Origin of the sequence: Acinetobacter sp. YH12200 (assembly GCF_013418175.1) — a bacterium.
Lineage (GTDB): Bacteria > Pseudomonadota > Gammaproteobacteria > Pseudomonadales > Moraxellaceae > Acinetobacter > Acinetobacter pseudolwoffii.
Genome location: NZ_VPCO01000003.1, coordinates 14,490 through 29,909 on the forward strand (window position 1 = coordinate 14,490; position 15,420 = coordinate 29,909).

Here is a 15,420-nt window from a genome sequence, read left to right on the forward strand (position 1 = left end):
GAATAAAGTGTGAGCTGAATCACAATTAAAGTGATGAATATTTATGCAATATTTACATGAAACTTCTAGCTACTTCATAAATAAATCTGATTATAAATTCGCTCTATTTTTCAATAATATATTTTATATTCAAAAGCTTACATAAACACAGCAGTAAATAAACCTGCCACATTGCTAGACTCAGCTCAACGCGTTATATAGGAACAGCTTAATGGATTGGGTCTCGATCTTTATTCATGATACGACTTGGAGCTTTGCATCAGAGATTTTGCTACGTTGTATAGTCATGTATATCATGATTATCCTGTTTTTACGGCTGACCGGAAAACGTGGTGTACGACAGCTTTCCATCTTTGAAGTCGCGATCATTCTCGCCCTGGGCTCAATTGCCGGTGACCCGATGTTTACCGAAGATATTCCCCTGATTCAGGCAGTTCTGGTAATGTCGGTGATTATCCTGATGTATCGCCTGACCACTTGGCTGATGATGAAATACCAATGGTTTGAAGACCTACTGGAAGGCAAACCGATTTATATTGTGGAAGATGGCCTGCTGGTCATTGAGGAAATTAAAAAAGGCAAAATGTCACATGATGAATTCTTTGCCGAAATGCGCCAGCAAGGCGTAGAACATCTGGGTCAGGTGCGTACCGGTTTACTGGAAACAGACGGTAAGTTCAGTATCCTGTTTTTCAAATCGGATGAGGTTCAGCCTGGGCTGCCACTATTTCCTAAAACCTGTTCGATCGTGGAGCAGGTGAAAGCAGACCGTTTATATGCCTGTATTTATTGCGGTCAGGTTCAAAACCTCTCCACAGCTGCACAACAATGTCCTCGCTGCAAATCAGCACAGTGGGCTGAAGCGATTAATTGTTTACGCATCACTTGAATTAAAGCTGATTCAGCCGTTGTAAATGCGTGAAAATTTCAGGTAGCTGCTGGATTTTATATTGGATTTCTTCGGCATCAGGATGAAAGCCCTGCATCCACAAGGCATGCATTCCGGCATTTTTTGCCCCTTGTATATCATTGATTGGATGATCGCCAATATATAAACAATGTTCAGGCAAGACGCCTAAACGTTGTGCAGTAATCTGGAAAATTTCTGGCTGTGGTTTGTTAAAACCCACTAAACCCGAACTGATGATTTCCTCGAAATAATCGGCAATGCCTAAACCTCGAATGGTATTTAAACGGGTGTCATGTCCACCATTCGAAACAATTGCCAATTGATAGCCTTGAGATTTTAATTGCTCTAGCACCTGCTTGACATCCGGCATTTCTACAGCGCAGCGACCAAACTGGCTAAACCAGAACTGTGCCAGCTCATCTATGCTGGGTGGATTTAACCAGGATAGCTCCTGTAATAATGCATAAGCTGCCGAAGCCCCGATGCTGCCATGCGTTAGCAATTCCTTTTTAGGATAACCGCCATTATCGATGCGTCTTACAATCTCGATAATTTTTTCTGGTTCGACCTGTGCAAATGCAGACGCATAATATTCTGCCAGATAGCAGCTATAAGCTTGGGCCGTTAGATCACGATGGGTCAAGGTATTGTCGAGGTCAAATAATACAGCTTGAATAGGCATAATTTTCAAAACGAAATGCTGAAACTTTCATTCATGGTAACAGCCCGAAACTTATTAGATCAGACATAAAATTGCTAAGTTTTGTTGTTTTAAGCATAAAAAAAGCGATGCCGAAGCACCGCTTTTAGCTTGTTATAAAATTAGAACTTGTATTCTAGACCTGTGCCAAGTACAGGCTGTTTAGTCTCTAATGAACCTTGTTCAAGCGTTAGATAACCAGCATAACCATATGCTTTGACTTGTTTAGAGAAAGCATAGTCTGCACCAACAAGAATTTGTTGAGCTTCAAAATCTGCTTTAGCAGTAGTGAATTCAGTGGTACTTTGACTATATTGACCTTTTACTGTCCAAGCTTTTGCATTTGGAAGGTTGTATTCCGCACCAATTAACCAAGCGTGTTGATCATCAATCAATGCTGCAGCAGCGTCATTACCTGCAACGGCTTCAACTTCGGAAGTTTGATAAAGTGCTTTAAGTGCTAAACTATTATCGAGGTTGATACGGCCGATTGCACGAATTGTATTTGCTGCTGCAAATGCACTGCCTGCCGCTCCTCCTGTAACTTCTGGAGCAGAAGCATTTACAAAGCCACGACCTGCGAAGTTCGATGGAATTGCTTTATCGTAACCAATACCTAAAACAACAGGTTTACTGTCATACACTACAGATGCTGACCATGCATCACCTAAACCACGACCTGCAACTTTAGCACCACCTTTAGAAGAGCTAATGCCACCAGCTTCACCTGTTGCTAATAGTGCAGTTGCTTTTAGTTTACCTTCACCGACTGCAAAGGCAGGCGCTTCATAGACTACAACATTATCAATACGGTTTTCGCCAGTAAAAATACCTGCAACATCTGCTTTATTGGCTACATAGTTATTGAAAGTATCAACTACTGAAGAAAGCTGTTTTACTGGCGTATCAATTTTACCCAGCTTTACTGTACCTAATTTTTCATCTTTTAGACCAACTAAAAGATTACGCGGTACAAAGGTATCAGTACTACCACCATTATCTACATAGAAGGTAAATTCAGCTTGATACAGTGCACTTAAACGGTCAGTTAGTTTTTCATCGCCTTTAAGACCAATAAATGAGTTGTTGCTGTTCAGTTCGACAACATCCCGATCAGACGCAGGTGACGCATTATCTTCAGGTAAGTAATCTACTGTCGCATCAATCTCACCATAGAAGGTTGGTGCTGCAAAAGTAGTCCCCGCCAAAAGGCTGAATGCGATTGCTGTTGCTAACTTAGTTTTCATCAAAAAGAATCCTTTAATTTATTTTGTAACAAATCATACACACGGTGCTTATATTACAAAATTATTAAAATTATATTTATATATTCCTTTTAGTACTTTAGGCTAATATTTAACCAAACGATTGATTATTTAGAAATTTTACACTTTTTCCTCAGCTTTCATCCATCGGAATATTGGCATCAGGCAGAAAAAGGCAATGATTAGGATACAATTTAAATAGGTTTGATAGCCCAATCTATCTCCTAAAATTCCACTGAGGCTATAAAGTCCACCACTGATCGTCGCCATAATTGAGACTTGAAAAGTAAAATCAGTCCCGGCCAGGTGCTTACGGCTGTATTGCATAATGAGCGTCAGCATCACCACCAACAACATGGCTGAAACCAGATCTTCTGCTGCATTAATAGTATAAATCAGCCAGTTTTCGACTTTAAGCTGGGCTTCATATTGTGCTGCCAGCCAGGCATAGGCCATTAAGCTCAGTATTTTGAGAATCGAAAAAGACATCAAACAAGAGCGACGCGAAAAAAACTTCAGGCAATAACCTGCCAAACCGGCCCCGATCAAGGCGGCACCTGCACCCAGCATGGTCACATATACGCCGATCTGGCTGAAACTCAGACCGAGATCGACCATTAAAGGCTTCAGCAAAGGGCCAGACAGCCCATCTGCAACTTTAAATGTCAGCAAGACCAGCAGCCAGCAACGCAAGCCTGGATGTGTATAAAAATACTGAAAATAGGCTTTGATTTTTATTTTACTGGAAGCGGTAATTTGCTCAGATGCGATCGAGCGATGCTGTGGCTCTTTAAATTTTAAAACAGGCAGTGTGTTTATAAAAACCAGTGCAGCCAAAAGCAAAAAAGTGCTTTGCCACTGCAACAGATCTAAAAACAGTAAAATCGCACCACCACCGACAATGAAACCCAAACGTGATCCAATCACCTGAAAAGTATTGCCCCAGTGCTGCTGTTCATTTTTCAGAATATTGACTGCCAGTGCGTCGGTGGCAATATCCTGTGTCGCCCCCACCCCATTCATAAATAATAACGCAATAAAAAAGGCCAATAGATAAACCGGCTGATCTAAAGCCTGAATGGGCAAAAAGGACAAGGCGATCAGCACTGCCACCGAGAGCAATTGCAGCGGAATAATCCAGCTTCGATAATGCCCTGTAGCTTTAGAGCCATAACGATCGACCAATGGCGCCCAAAACACCTTGATTGACCAAGGCAGCATGAGCAGGCCAAAACTACCGATCTGTGCCAGCGACACTCCTTCTGCCCGTAAGATCACCGGCAAAGCATGGGTCATAAATCCGACTGGCAATCCTTGCGCCCAATACAGGGAAAACAACACAATGTAAGTATTCCGCATATTCGGCATGCTGGGTCCTTAATAGGCAAAAGAAGCAGAAATCATTCAACAAGCTGGACATTTTGCCAATGAAAAAACCAAAGTAAAAGCCTAATATCATTAAAAATAAAGAAAAATATGTGTCAGGAAGAGAATTTAAGCATGACCAAAAAGCACTTTCCAGAATTACCTCCCTTGGTGCCCAGTCGAGGCAATCGACTCAGCCGTTATTTTTTTAAACGGATCTTTTTAGTGCAGGGCTGGCAGCTTGAAGGTGAGTTTCCCAATTTACCAAAAGCCGTTGCGATTATTTCTCCACATACGTCCAATATTGATGCCTGGTATGGTTTTATTGCACTCTTAGCTATCGGGTTAAAGGTCACTATTTTTGGTAAAAACAGCCTGTTCCATACCCCATTAAAGCCCTTACTTGAATGGATTGGGGTGATTCCGGTGGTTCGGGATAGTCCACAAGGTCATACCCAGCAGATCGTGGAAATCATCAAGCGAAAACCCCAGATTTGGGTCGGCATGGCACCCGAAGGTTCACGTAAAGCGCCAGAAAAAATCCGCAGTGGTTTTTATCATATTGCCGATCAAGCCGGCCTGCCTATTGTCATGCTGGCTTTTGATTATGATATTAAAACCATTCATATTCTGGGTGTCTATCAGCCGACGGGCGATTATGAACATGATCTGGTGCAGATTTATGCACATTATCAAGGCAAGATTTCGGCAAAAAATCCAGACTGGATTGCCAGGCCTTTACAAAAGCTGTTGAAAAAAGACTAGGCAAAATCCTGTTTTTTTGCTCTGATAGCCTATATTTTGATGATTTAGTGATCATTTCCTACAATGAAATTAGTGTCTTATGCTCTGATTGGCTGTCTTGGCCTCAGTCTGGCTGCATGTGATAAAGCCAGTAAAACCACACCGACTCCTACACCACTTCAGGCCCGCGAACCCGTGATTGCAATTGCACTTGGCGGCGGCGGTGCGAAAGGCTTCGCCCATATTGGCGTGATTAAGGTACTGGAGTCACACGGCATTAAACCGAAAATTGTCACAGGCACAAGTGCCGGCAGTTTTGTCGGCAGTCTATATGCCAGCGGCAAATCACCGTATCAGTTGCAGCAAATTGCCTTGAATTTTAAGGAATCGGACATCCGTGATTTAACCTTGAATCGGCAAGGGATTATTGCCGGACAAAAGTTACAGGATTTCGTCAACAAAAATGTGGCGAATAAACCGATTGAGCAGTTCCCGATACGGTTTGCTGCGGTGGCGACCCGCCTGGATACGGGACGCAAGGCAGACTTTATTAAAGGCAATGCCGGACAGGCGGTGCGCGCCTCTTGCAGTATTCCCAATGTATTTGTCCCGGCCACCATTGGCGGTCTGAAATATGTCGATGGTGGACTGGTCAGCCCGATTCCAGTCAAAACTGCCAAGGATATGGGTGCCGATCTGGTCATTGCTGTCGATATTTCTGCTCGTCCGGATGCTAGTAAAGCCCTGAATATGTGGGGTGTGCTGGATCAAACCCTGAATATTATGGGACAGCAAAGTATTCATGAAGAACTCAGTCAGGCCAATGTGGTAATCCAGCCTAAAGTTGGCCATATTGGCACCCTGGATTTAAAGGCCAGCAATCAAACCATTCTGGAGGGTGAAAAAGCAGCACAGTTAAAAATCCGGGCCATCCAGAAAATGATTACTGATTTCAAACAGTCCCCTGCTGCATTTAAAGCACCACGTGCTGCGAAATTCTAAGGTACGAATTTTTTATATTCATCTGAACCGGCATCTGTTACATTGGGCTTAATCACATAATGATGATTAATTAAACACTTAGCGATATAGGTCACGATATGGAATTTGTTATTGAACCCTGGCACTGGTTTGTATTAGGCGTTTTGCTGATTCTTTCGGAATTGCTTCTACCCGCTTTTGCTGCCCTGTGGTTTGGTATCGGCGCCATTTTAGTGGGCATTTTATACTGGATGTTCCCGATGATGGGACTGACCACCCAGATCCTGACCTGGATTGCTCTATCCATCCTCTGTACGCTGGCATGGTTTAAATTTATCAAGCCACTTTCGATTGATAAAACCAAAGCTGGTCTGTCTCGTGAAGCGACGATTGGCCAGATTGGTATGGTCATTCAAACCAATCTGGAAAATGAACAAATCAGAGTACGTTTCCCGATGCCGGTTTTAGGCTCAGATGAATGGGAATGTCGTACTCTGGATCAGGTTCAGGTCGGTGACCGTGTTCGCGTCGTGGATATTCTGGGGAATGATCTGGTGGTTCAACCCCACAGCACACATTATCAAAATGAAAAAGGTGAATAAGATATGTCTGGTGGAACTATAATTGTTATCGCATTTTTGGCCTTTGTGGCGATTACGATTTTTAAAGGGGTACGTATTGTCCCGCAAGGTTATAAATGGATCGCACAACGCTTGGGCAAATACCATACGACGCTGAATCCGGGTCTGAATTTTGTCATTCCGTATATTGATGAAGTGGCTTATAAAGTCACCACCAAAGATATTGTGCTGGATATTCCTTCACAGGAAGTGATTACCCGCGATAATGCCGTGTTACTCATGAATGCGGTGGCCTATATCAACCTGACCACACCTGAAAAAGCGGTCTACGGCATTGAAAACTATTCTTGGGCAATTCAAAACCTGGTACAAACCTCATTACGTTCGATTGTCGGTGAAATGGATCTGGATGATGCACTATCATCACGTGATCATATTAAAGCACGTTTAAAATCCAGTATTTCCGATGATATCTCGGACTGGGGTATTACCCTGAAAACAGTTGAAATTCAGGACATTAAACCGTCAGTCACCATGCAAACCGCGATGGAAGAACAGGCCGCTGCTGAACGTCAACGTCGTGCGACCGTGACCAAAGCTGATGGTGAAAAACAGGCTACCATTCTGGAAGCGGATGGTCGTCTGGAAGCATCGCGCCGTGATGCAGAAGCACAGGTGGTTCTGGCTGAATCTTCACAACGTGCGATTGATATGGTGACTTCGGCAATTGGTAGTAATGAGATTCCGGTTGCCTATTTACTCGGTGAGCAATATATCAAGGCCATGCAAGATATGGCCAAATCACCGAATGCCAAAACGGTGGTCTTGCCTGCAGACGTGCTGAACACGATTCGAGGCGTGATGGGTCGTCCGCCTCAGTAAAAATTTTCATTTTCAAATCCATAGGCAGCGTATTCGCTGCCTATTTTTCGTTTAAACACGAAAATCTCAGCAAAGATTTGGAATTTATGCTTAAATTTCGCGTTATTTTTTGAAATCCTTTGGGCTTTGATGCCAGATCTGTGTTTCGCCACAGCATTTATCATCAACATAAGTCCTTATTCGATTACTGTCCAACTCGAAAATGGATACCGTATGAGCTCCCTAAATCCAACGTTAATTACCTTTCTTTTTTATATTGTCGCCATGGTGGTGATCGGCCTGATGGCTTATCGTGCGACCACAAACTTTTCCGATTACATTTTAGGGGGCCGTCGTTTAGGTAGTTTTGTTACTGCACTTTCCGCTGGAGCTTCCGATATGAGTGGCTGGCTGCTGATGGGCCTGCCCGGTGCAATTTATCTTTCTGGTTTGTCGGAAATGTGGATTGCCATTGGCCTGATTATTGGTGCCTGGTTAAACTGGTTGCTGGTGGCTGGCCGTTTACGGGTACATACGGAAGTTCAGCACAATGCCCTGACCCTTCCAGATTATTTTTCCAATCGTTTTAACGACCAGAAGAAAATTTTACGTATTGTATCGGCTTTTGTGATTCTGATTTTCTTTGCGATTTACTGTGCCTCAGGCATGGTAGCAGGTGCGCGCCTGTTCGAAAGCATGTTTGAAATGTCCTACACGACGGCGCTCTGGATCAGTGCCATTGCCACCATCAGTTATGTATTTATTGGCGGTTTTCTGGCAGTTAGCTGGACCGATACCATTCAGGCCGGCCTGATGATCTTTGCGCTGTTGCTCACGCCAATTGTGACCCTATTGACCTTCTCTGATATGTCTCAGGTCACTCTGGCGCTTGAAACGGCACGTCCACAGGCCATGAATCTGGTCGGTGACTTAAGTACGGTGGCTATCCTGTCGCTACTGGCATGGGGCTTGGGTTATTTTGGTCAGCCACATATTCTGGTGCGCTTTATGGCGGCAGATTCAGTCAAGTCAATTCCAAATGCACGCCGTATTGGTATGACCTGGATGATCCTGTGCTTAGCTGGTGCCGTGGCTGCCGGTTTCTTTGGTATTGCTTATTTCCAGCAACATCCGGAACTGGCCAGTATGGTGAATGCCAATCCTGAAACTGTATTTATGGAATTGACCAAAATTCTGTTCAACCCATGGATTGCCGGTATTGTCCTGGCTGCGATTTTGGCTGCGGTAATGAGTACTTTAAGCTGTCAGCTTCTAGTCTGCTCAAGTACGCTGACAGAGGATTTTTATAAATCCTTCCTGCGCAAAAATGCATCTCAAAAAGAACTGGTTTGGGTTGGCCGTTTTATGGTGCTGCTGATTGCCCTGCTGGCAATCTGGATGGCGGGTAATCCTGAATCGAAAGTGCTGGGTCTGGTCGCTTATGCCTGGGCCGGTTTTGGTGCTGCATTTGGCCCGCTGATCATTCTGTCCCTGTTCTGGAAACGCATGACTTTGAATGGTGCCTTGGCAGGTATGATTATGGGTGCAGTGATGGTGATTTTATGGAAAAACCTGTTCGCAGCAACAGGTGTCTATGAAATTATCCCGGGCTTTATCTGCTCATTCATTGCCATCATTGTAGTGAGCTTGATGGGTAAAGTACCTACGGCTGAAATTACCGATCGTTTTGAACAGGCTGAACGTCTGTATAACGAAACCAAATAAAATTAACGATCAAAAAAAGCGGACTTTAAAGTCCGCTTTTTTAATACCTGAACAATCACTCAAAATAAAAACAATGAACAGATTCAAGCATTTTAATTTTTACGCTGAAGTAAAAACTGGGTGATAGAGATCAGCTCTGCCGCCTGATCATCAAAATGAGCAAGTGCGGCTAAGGCCTGATCATGCAATTGCTGTGCATAGGCTTTGGCCTGTTCCAGCCCCATCAAGGCAGGATATGTCGATTTTTCTACCTGCTCATCCTTGCCAGCTGTTTTACCCAACACTTCGGTATCAGAAATAATATCCAGAATATCGTCCTGCACCTGGAAGGCCAGACCAATCGCCTGTCCAAACTCACGCAGCTTTGGAATCGCCAGATCTGTACCTTCAAAGATTGTGACCGCCGCCATCATGATCGCAGCACTCATCAAGGCACCGGTTTTATTACGATGAATGGTTTCTAATACGTCCTGATCAATTTTTTTGCCTTCGGACTGCAAATCCAACACCTGACCATTGACCATTTTCGAAGAGGCTGTGGCCAGAATCTGCATTTGTTTTAGCACAATCGAAGCATCTACCGCAGGACCTTGATCAAACAGACGACTGCCTAAAATTTCAAAGGCCATCGACTGTAGAATATCACCTGCCAAAAGCGCGGTATCTTCACCATAAGCCACATGACAGGTCGGCTGACCACGGCGCAGCAAATCATTGTCCATACACGGCAGATCATCATGTGCCAGTGAATAACAATGGATAAATTCAATCGCAACCGCCGCACGGCGTACCGCCGCGGTATTCTGATTCGGTTTTAGTGCTGCTGTGGCATAGCATAATGCTGGACGAACACGCTTCCCTCCCAGCATCACGGCATGATGCACCGCCGACTTTAAAGGTTCAGGAATGGCAAAGGCATCTAGGGCTGTCAGTAAATCTTGTTGAATACGATGTTGTGCTTGAGTCAATGCATGGATTGATACGTCAGTAATAGATGACACATTTGCCTCGAATACATAGTCCGGAAGGATGAAAATAACAAGTTTGAGCCACTTGTCCTGATAAGCACTATTGTACCTACAATCGCCTTGAATTTTCAGCTTTATCTGTGGATTGATTTAAAGCAGCAATAGATATCAAAATATGTTCCTCCACTAAAAAACCACTGCCGCGACAGCGCTACTGTCCCAGAGTTGAAGTGCTTGGATTTATCAAGTGCCTGTGGCAGAGATGCCACACATTGCCCATCACCACAGGACGTTGTGTATGGGCAATAAGAGACCTTTGCCTACCTTGGGTCTTTCCAAAGTAGGATTTCACCTGCACAAATCCATTTAAACTTTTAAAGGAAAGATGAGGCTGGACAATATCTACCTCTAAATATAAACAAGTTTAGATATTTAAACGTATTCTCTGATAGCTTTTATTACTTCCTACCATGCCAACGATAGCTGAGTCAAAATTTTGGCCAGTAATGGTCACAACAGTAATTTTCTCAGGCTAAATAATGGGTCGGCAAATCAAACTAGAGCAAAACATCTTCAGGAACGCGTACCCAACCTTCCATCAACACACGTGCACTGCGACTCATGATGGCTTTCTTCACTTTCCACTCTCCATTTTCCTGGCTTGCTTGTGCACCGACTCTTAAAGTCCCCGAAGGATGGCCAAAACGCACGGCTTCACACTCTACACCGCCTGCCACCCGATTCACCAGAGTCCCCGGAATGGCTGCCGCCGTACCAATGGCCACCGCAGCTGTGCCCATCATGGCATGATGCAGTTTCCCCATAGACAAGGCGCGAACCAGAATATCGGCATCTGCTTCGGCAATAACCTTGCCACTTGATGAGGTATAAGTTTTGGATGGCGCTACAAAAGCGATTTTTGGGGTGTGCTGACGGTTAGCTGCTTCGCTAATATCCTGAATCAATCCCATCTGCTTCGCAGCATAAGCACGAATGGTTTCAAACTTTGCCAGCGCTGCCGCATCATTATTCATATGATCCTGAAGCTCGGTGCCGTTATACCCCAAATCTCCCGCATTCAAGAACACGGTGGGAATGCCGGCATTAATCATGGTGACTTCAAAACTGCCAATATTGGGAACTTCCAGCGTATCGACCAGATTGCCTGTCGGAAACATCGAACCGCCTTCGCCATCATCATCGGCAGGATCTAAAAACTCGATCTGTACTTCGGCTGCCGGAAAAGTCACGCCATCCAGTTCAAAATCGCCCAACTCCTGAACTTGACCATTTCGCATTGGTACATGCGCAATAATGGTTTTTTGAATATTGGCCTGCCAGATGCGGACTGTACACAGCCCATTTTCCGGAATACGTGATCTATCAATCAGAGCATTAGAAATGGCAAAAGCTCCCACTGCTGCGGTGAGATTACCGCAATTACCACTCCAGTCCACAAAAGGACGGTCAATTGACACCTGACCAAATAAATAATCTACATCATGATCGGCCTGCTGGCTTTTTGACAGAATCACGGTCTTGCTGGTACTGGAACTGGCGCCGCCCATACCATCGATCTGTTTAGCATAAGGATCTGGGCTACCAATCACGCGCAGCAGAAGCTGATCACGAATCCGGCCGGCCTGTTGTGCTTCTGCGGGCAAATCATCCAGCTTAAAAAAAACGCCTTTACTGGTGCCTCCACGCATATAGGTTGCAGGAATCTTGATTTGGGCTGCAAAACTCATGAATTGTTTCATCCTTTGGCTTGTCTTTGTTTTGGTAAAAGTTATGGAATACTTATGAGAAGAGTATAATCGCTTTAAAGCCAAGGAAGTTCAGTGCTCCGACCTAAGTATAAAAAATCAGCATTCGTATCAGAGCAAAAAAACAGGAAACTCATCAGTTACAATGTCAATAAAATTAATATATTGATTCAGTTATCTTTTATTTAATTTATTTTTATAATTTTTTATTATAAATCTGATAATAATATTTCATTCAAAGTCTTGCACTAGGTTTCTGAACTTTGTTCCATTACAATCTTTATACTTATTTTTTCCATTGTCGGGCTGAACACTTTGAATAACGAGTCTTCACAACTTCAGCGTGGCTTAAAGAACCGTCATATTCAGTTGATCGCCATGGGCGGTGCAATTGGCACAGGCTTATTCTTAGGTTCCGCACAGGTGATCCAATCTGCGGGTCCTTCTATTATTTTGGGCTATGCCATTGGTGGCTTGATTGCATTTTTAATCATGCGTCAATTGGGTGAGATGATTGTTCATGAACCTGTCGCAGGTTCATTCAGCCATTTTGCTTATAAATACTGGGGCAAGTTCCCCGGTTTCCTTGCGGGCTGGAACTACTGGATTTTATATATCCTGGTGGCCATGACCGAACTTACTGCCGTTGCGAAATATATTAACTATTGGTGGCCTTTTATTCCAGCTTGGGCATCGGTACTGTTTTTCTTTATCGTGATTACCCTGGTCAACCTCGGCAATGTGAAATTCTACGGTGAATCAGAATTTTGGCTTTCAATCATTAAAGTGACTGCGGTCGTTTCCATGATTGTCTTTGGCTTGTACCTGATCCTGACTGCAGATGCATCATCAGCTGCATCGTTTAGCAACTTATGGACTGCAGGTGGCTTCTTCCCGAATGGCTTTGAAGGTTTATTCTTCATGCTGGCCTTCCTGATGTTTGCCTTTGGTGGTATCGAACTGATTGGTATGGCAGCAGCAGAAGCTGAAAATCCAGAGAAAACCATTCCGAAAGCGATTAATCAGGTGGTTTTCCGTATTCTGATTTTCTATGTCGGTGCATTAACGATTCTGTTGTCGCTGGTGCCTTGGAATCAGCTGGAACTGGGTGGCCTGGATAAAAGTCCGTTTGTGATGATTTTCAGTCAATTGGGTATTGGCTGGGCTGCACACTTACTGAACTTTATTATTCTGACAGCAGCACTGTCAGTTTATAACAGCGGTATGTATGCCAATAGCCGGATGCTGTATGGTTTAGCACAGCAAGGAAATGCCCCGAAAGTCTTCATGAAAGTGAATAAGCAAGGTACGCCAATTCCTGCTGTATTGTTCTCTGCCGCGCTGATTTTCGGTTGTGTACTACTCAACTACTTCGTGCCTGAAGATGCCTTAAGTCATCTGATTTACATCGTAGTCGGTGCATTGGTATTGAACTGGGCCATGATTACGCTGACCCATCTGAAATTTATTCAGAGTATGAAAAAGCTCGGACAGAAAACATCGTTCCCTGCGCTGTGGTCACCTGCAAGCAACATCTTGGTACTGGGCTTTATTGCAACTATTCTTTACATTATGTGGACACAAGGATTCCAGGAATCGGTCTATATGATTCCTGTCTGGATTGTGATCATGTTAGGCCTGTTTAAGTTGCTTAAACCGAAAAATAGCTAATCACGTTATTTAAATGAGATTTGAAAAAGTTATTGCTCCAGCAATAACTTTTTTTTTGCTTTATTTTGCAGTACATTAACCGTTCTTTGCGCCCTTAGCTTAACTGGATAGAGCAGTTGCCTCCTAAGTGACCGGCGTGGGTTCGAGTCCCGCAGGGCGCACCATCCTTTCAAAATGTGATCTATACTTCAAAAAATTAGCGTTAATCTTCATATTTTTAGAATATTTTTTATACAAAAAGTCATTTTTTCTTCATTATTTTATTTCTTTTACTTTCAAATACTTATTTCAAAATGAGGCTATTTTTTGGTGTAAAAACTCTATTTTGGTGCTTTTTTAGACTAATTAGTTTTTTCTAGAGCATTTACTCTTATTTTAATTGTGGTATTTTTGGCACATGGAGTAACAAATGATTACGGTTTATTAACCGTTATCTCCAAAAAATCAAATAAGTGCAAACAACAACGCTAGATATAAATTTGTACCTCAAGGAAAGACGTAAATGAAATTAAAAACATTAACTACTGCAATGATTTTAGCAACGTTACCAATGACAGGCGCATTTGCTGCAGCTATGGATCGTTCGGGACAATCTATCGCAGCGTTTTTACAACCAGGTAATTACTTTGAGGCAGGCATTTCTGTATTAGACCCTTCGGTATCTGGTACTAGTTCAACTGCTTTAGGGGGCCAACCAACCGGTGATATGGCAAGCGACTACTACTTCCCATCAGCAGCTTTAAAGTTCCAAGTTACTGATAATTTTTCTTTTGGTCTTCTTTATGACCAACCATTTGGGGCTGAAGCAGAATATTCAGCACCAAATTCTGTTGGTAGCGCATTTTCATTTGGCGGAGAAGGTACAGCAGCAGAAGTAACAACTGAAAACTTAACTGCCATTTTTGGTTTTCAACCAACGGAAAACTGGAACATCTATGCTGGCCCTGTTTATCAAACAGCGAAAGGAAAAGTAACACTACGTGGTACAGCCTATAATGCTTTAGGTACAACACTTGCGTATGACGCAGATATGAAAAAAGATGGTGCTACAGGTTGGTTAGCAGGCCTCGCTTTTCAAATCCCTGAAATTGCCTTAAAAGCATCTTTAACTTATCGTTCAGATATTGAGCATGAATTGGCAACTAGAGAAACACTAGCTGGTGCTGATCCTTTTAATGCAACTAGAAATGCAGTTTTCGGCTTAACTTATCAAGGCGCATTGGCTCAAATTCCAGCGACAGTTCCATCACCAACTAGAGAGCAAATGGCAGCGGGTATAGCAGGACAAGCTCGTGATGCTATCAGTGAATTTACACCAGGCAAAACATCTGTAACCACGCCTCAATCTGTAAATCTTGATTTCCAAACTGGCATCATGGCAGACACTGTGGCATTTGCGAATGTTCGTTGGGTAGATTGGAAAGGTTTTGCTATTAGACCAAATGAATTTGGTCAAGTGTTAGATGCATTATCTACCTTACCGGGTCAATCTGCCTTGGAAGGTGGAAATCTTGTTGAATATAATGAAGAGCAATGGTCAGCTACTGTAGGCGTAGGTCGTAAATTTAACGATAAATGGGCAGGTAATGTTTCTGTAGGTTGGGACTCAGGTGCTGGTAATCCTGTAACTACACTTGGCCCAACAGAAGGTTACTGGAATGTAGGCCTTGGTTTACAATTTAGCCCAGCGCCTAACTACTTTATTGCTGGCGGTGTGAAGTACTTCTGGCTAGGTGATGCTCAAGCTTTAACAGTTGCTAATCCAAATGTAGGTAACTTTGAAGATAACCACGCTTTAGGTTATGGCTTAAAAATGGGTTACCGCTTCTAAGTTCTCCTAAAATAAAAAACCACCTTCGGGTGGTTTTTTATTGTCTCATTCT

At 43.4% G+C, this 15,420-nt stretch carries 13 protein-coding genes and 1 tRNA gene; 9 read left to right on the top strand and 5 right to left on the bottom strand.

Annotated elements, in window-relative coordinates; translation table 11 throughout:
- Positions 1–211 precede the first annotated feature (211 nt).
- On the top strand, positions 212–889 hold the full coding sequence (locus FTU90_RS02940; RefSeq protein WP_159138431.1) for a DUF421 domain-containing protein: 678 nt from the start codon (positions 212–214) through the stop codon (positions 887–889).
- Position 890: 1 nt separating this feature from the next.
- Here the strand turns inward: FTU90_RS02940 and FTU90_RS02945 are convergent, their stop codons facing one another.
- From FTU90_RS02945 to FTU90_RS02955, 3 genes are all read right to left on the bottom strand, one after another.
- The gene (locus FTU90_RS02945) at positions 891–1,592 is read right to left on the bottom strand and encodes an HAD family hydrolase (RefSeq protein ID WP_159138475.1); all 702 of its coding nucleotides are present in this window, start codon (positions 1,590–1,592) and stop codon (positions 891–893) included.
- Positions 1,593–1,732: 140 nt separating this feature from the next.
- Positions 1,733–2,857: a porin gene (locus FTU90_RS02950; RefSeq protein WP_159138432.1), complete on the bottom strand. Its 1,125-nt coding sequence runs from the start codon at positions 2,855–2,857 to the stop codon at positions 1,733–1,735.
- 138 nt (positions 2,858–2,995) lie between these two features.
- Positions 2,996–4,243, bottom strand: coding sequence for an MFS transporter (locus FTU90_RS02955; RefSeq protein ID WP_171509120.1), 1,248 nt, complete (start codon positions 4,241–4,243; stop codon positions 2,996–2,998).
- Positions 4,244–4,375: 132 nt separating this feature from the next.
- Between FTU90_RS02955 and FTU90_RS02960 the strand changes: the two genes are divergently transcribed.
- The 5 genes from FTU90_RS02960 to putP all read left to right on the top strand — a co-directional run bounded on the left by FTU90_RS02960 (position 4,376) and on the right by putP (position 9,132).
- Positions 4,376–5,005, top strand: coding sequence for a 1-acyl-sn-glycerol-3-phosphate acyltransferase (locus FTU90_RS02960; protein WP_180071928.1), 630 nt, complete (start codon positions 4,376–4,378; stop codon positions 5,003–5,005).
- 63 nt (positions 5,006–5,068) lie between these two features.
- Entirely contained in the window at positions 5,069–5,986 is a 918-nt protein-coding gene (locus tag FTU90_RS02965; protein WP_005096202.1) for a patatin-like phospholipase family protein, read from the top strand.
- 98 nt (positions 5,987–6,084) lie between these two features.
- Positions 6,085–6,567 carry an NfeD family protein gene (locus tag FTU90_RS02970; protein ID WP_005096200.1) on the top strand — a complete coding sequence of 161 codons (483 nt, stop codon included), beginning with the start codon at positions 6,085–6,087 and terminating at the stop codon, positions 6,565–6,567.
- Between the two features lie 3 nt (positions 6,568–6,570).
- Complete coding sequence (locus tag FTU90_RS02975; protein WP_180071929.1) at positions 6,571–7,428, top strand: SPFH domain-containing protein; 858 nt, start codon at positions 6,571–6,573, stop codon at positions 7,426–7,428.
- A 213-nt stretch (positions 7,429–7,641) separates the two neighbouring features.
- Positions 7,642–9,132, top strand: a complete 1,491-nt coding sequence (gene putP / locus FTU90_RS02980) for a sodium/proline symporter PutP (RefSeq protein ID WP_159138434.1) — start codon at positions 7,642–7,644, stop codon at positions 9,130–9,132.
- Between the two features lie 92 nt (positions 9,133–9,224).
- On the opposite strand, the gene FTU90_RS02985 is transcribed toward putP, so the two are convergent.
- Together FTU90_RS02985 and prpF are read right to left on the bottom strand one after the other, a co-directional pair.
- Positions 9,225–10,133: a polyprenyl synthetase family protein gene (locus FTU90_RS02985; protein ID WP_005096193.1), complete on the bottom strand. Its 909-nt coding sequence runs from the start codon at positions 10,131–10,133 to the stop codon at positions 9,225–9,227.
- 524 nt (positions 10,134–10,657) lie between these two features.
- On the bottom strand, positions 10,658–11,848 hold the full coding sequence (prpF, locus tag FTU90_RS02990; protein ID WP_159138435.1) for a 2-methylaconitate cis-trans isomerase PrpF: 1,191 nt from the start codon (positions 11,846–11,848) through the stop codon (positions 10,658–10,660).
- A gap of 333 nt (positions 11,849–12,181) precedes the next feature.
- Here prpF and FTU90_RS02995 point away from each other — a divergent pair, with 333 nt between their 5' ends.
- The 3 genes from FTU90_RS02995 to FTU90_RS03005 all read left to right on the top strand — a co-directional run bounded on the left by FTU90_RS02995 (position 12,182) and on the right by FTU90_RS03005 (position 15,368).
- A complete protein-coding gene (locus FTU90_RS02995; protein WP_159138436.1) occupies positions 12,182–13,537 on the top strand; it encodes an amino acid permease in 1,356 nt (451 codons plus the stop codon).
- A gap of 88 nt (positions 13,538–13,625) precedes the next feature.
- A tRNA-Arg gene (locus FTU90_RS03000) sits at positions 13,626–13,701 on the top strand.
- 338 nt (positions 13,702–14,039) lie between these two features.
- Positions 14,040–15,368, top strand: a complete 1,329-nt coding sequence (locus FTU90_RS03005; protein WP_159138437.1) for an OmpP1/FadL family transporter — start codon at positions 14,040–14,042, stop codon at positions 15,366–15,368.
- The last annotated feature ends 52 nt before the right edge of the window (positions 15,369–15,420 follow it).

What these genes read in the sequence shown, in the direction of transcription:
- FTU90_RS02940 (WP_159138431.1), top strand. Translation starts at nt 212, where the DNA reads ATGGATTGGGTCTCGATCTTTATTCATGATACGACTTGGAGCTTTGCA.
- FTU90_RS02945 (WP_159138475.1), bottom strand. Translation starts at nt 1,592, where the DNA reads ATGCCTATTCAAGCTGTATTATTTGACCTCGACAATACCTTGACCCAT.
- FTU90_RS02950 (WP_159138432.1), bottom strand. Translation starts at nt 2,857, where the DNA reads ATGAAAACTAAGTTAGCAACAGCAATCGCATTCAGCCTTTTGGCGGGG.
- FTU90_RS02955 (WP_171509120.1), bottom strand. Translation starts at nt 4,243, where the DNA reads ATGCCGAATATGCGGAATACTTACATTGTGTTGTTTTCCCTGTATTGG.
- FTU90_RS02960 (WP_180071928.1), top strand. Translation starts at nt 4,376, where the DNA reads ATGACCAAAAAGCACTTTCCAGAATTACCTCCCTTGGTGCCCAGTCGA.
- FTU90_RS02965 (WP_005096202.1), top strand. Translation starts at nt 5,069, where the DNA reads ATGAAATTAGTGTCTTATGCTCTGATTGGCTGTCTTGGCCTCAGTCTG.
- FTU90_RS02970 (WP_005096200.1), top strand. Translation starts at nt 6,085, where the DNA reads ATGGAATTTGTTATTGAACCCTGGCACTGGTTTGTATTAGGCGTTTTG.
- FTU90_RS02975 (WP_180071929.1), top strand. Translation starts at nt 6,571, where the DNA reads ATGTCTGGTGGAACTATAATTGTTATCGCATTTTTGGCCTTTGTGGCG.
- putP (WP_159138434.1), top strand. Translation starts at nt 7,642, where the DNA reads ATGAGCTCCCTAAATCCAACGTTAATTACCTTTCTTTTTTATATTGTC.
- prpF (WP_159138435.1), bottom strand. Translation starts at nt 11,848, where the DNA reads ATGAGTTTTGCAGCCCAAATCAAGATTCCTGCAACCTATATGCGTGGA.
- FTU90_RS03005 (WP_159138437.1), top strand. Translation starts at nt 14,040, where the DNA reads ATGAAATTAAAAACATTAACTACTGCAATGATTTTAGCAACGTTACCA.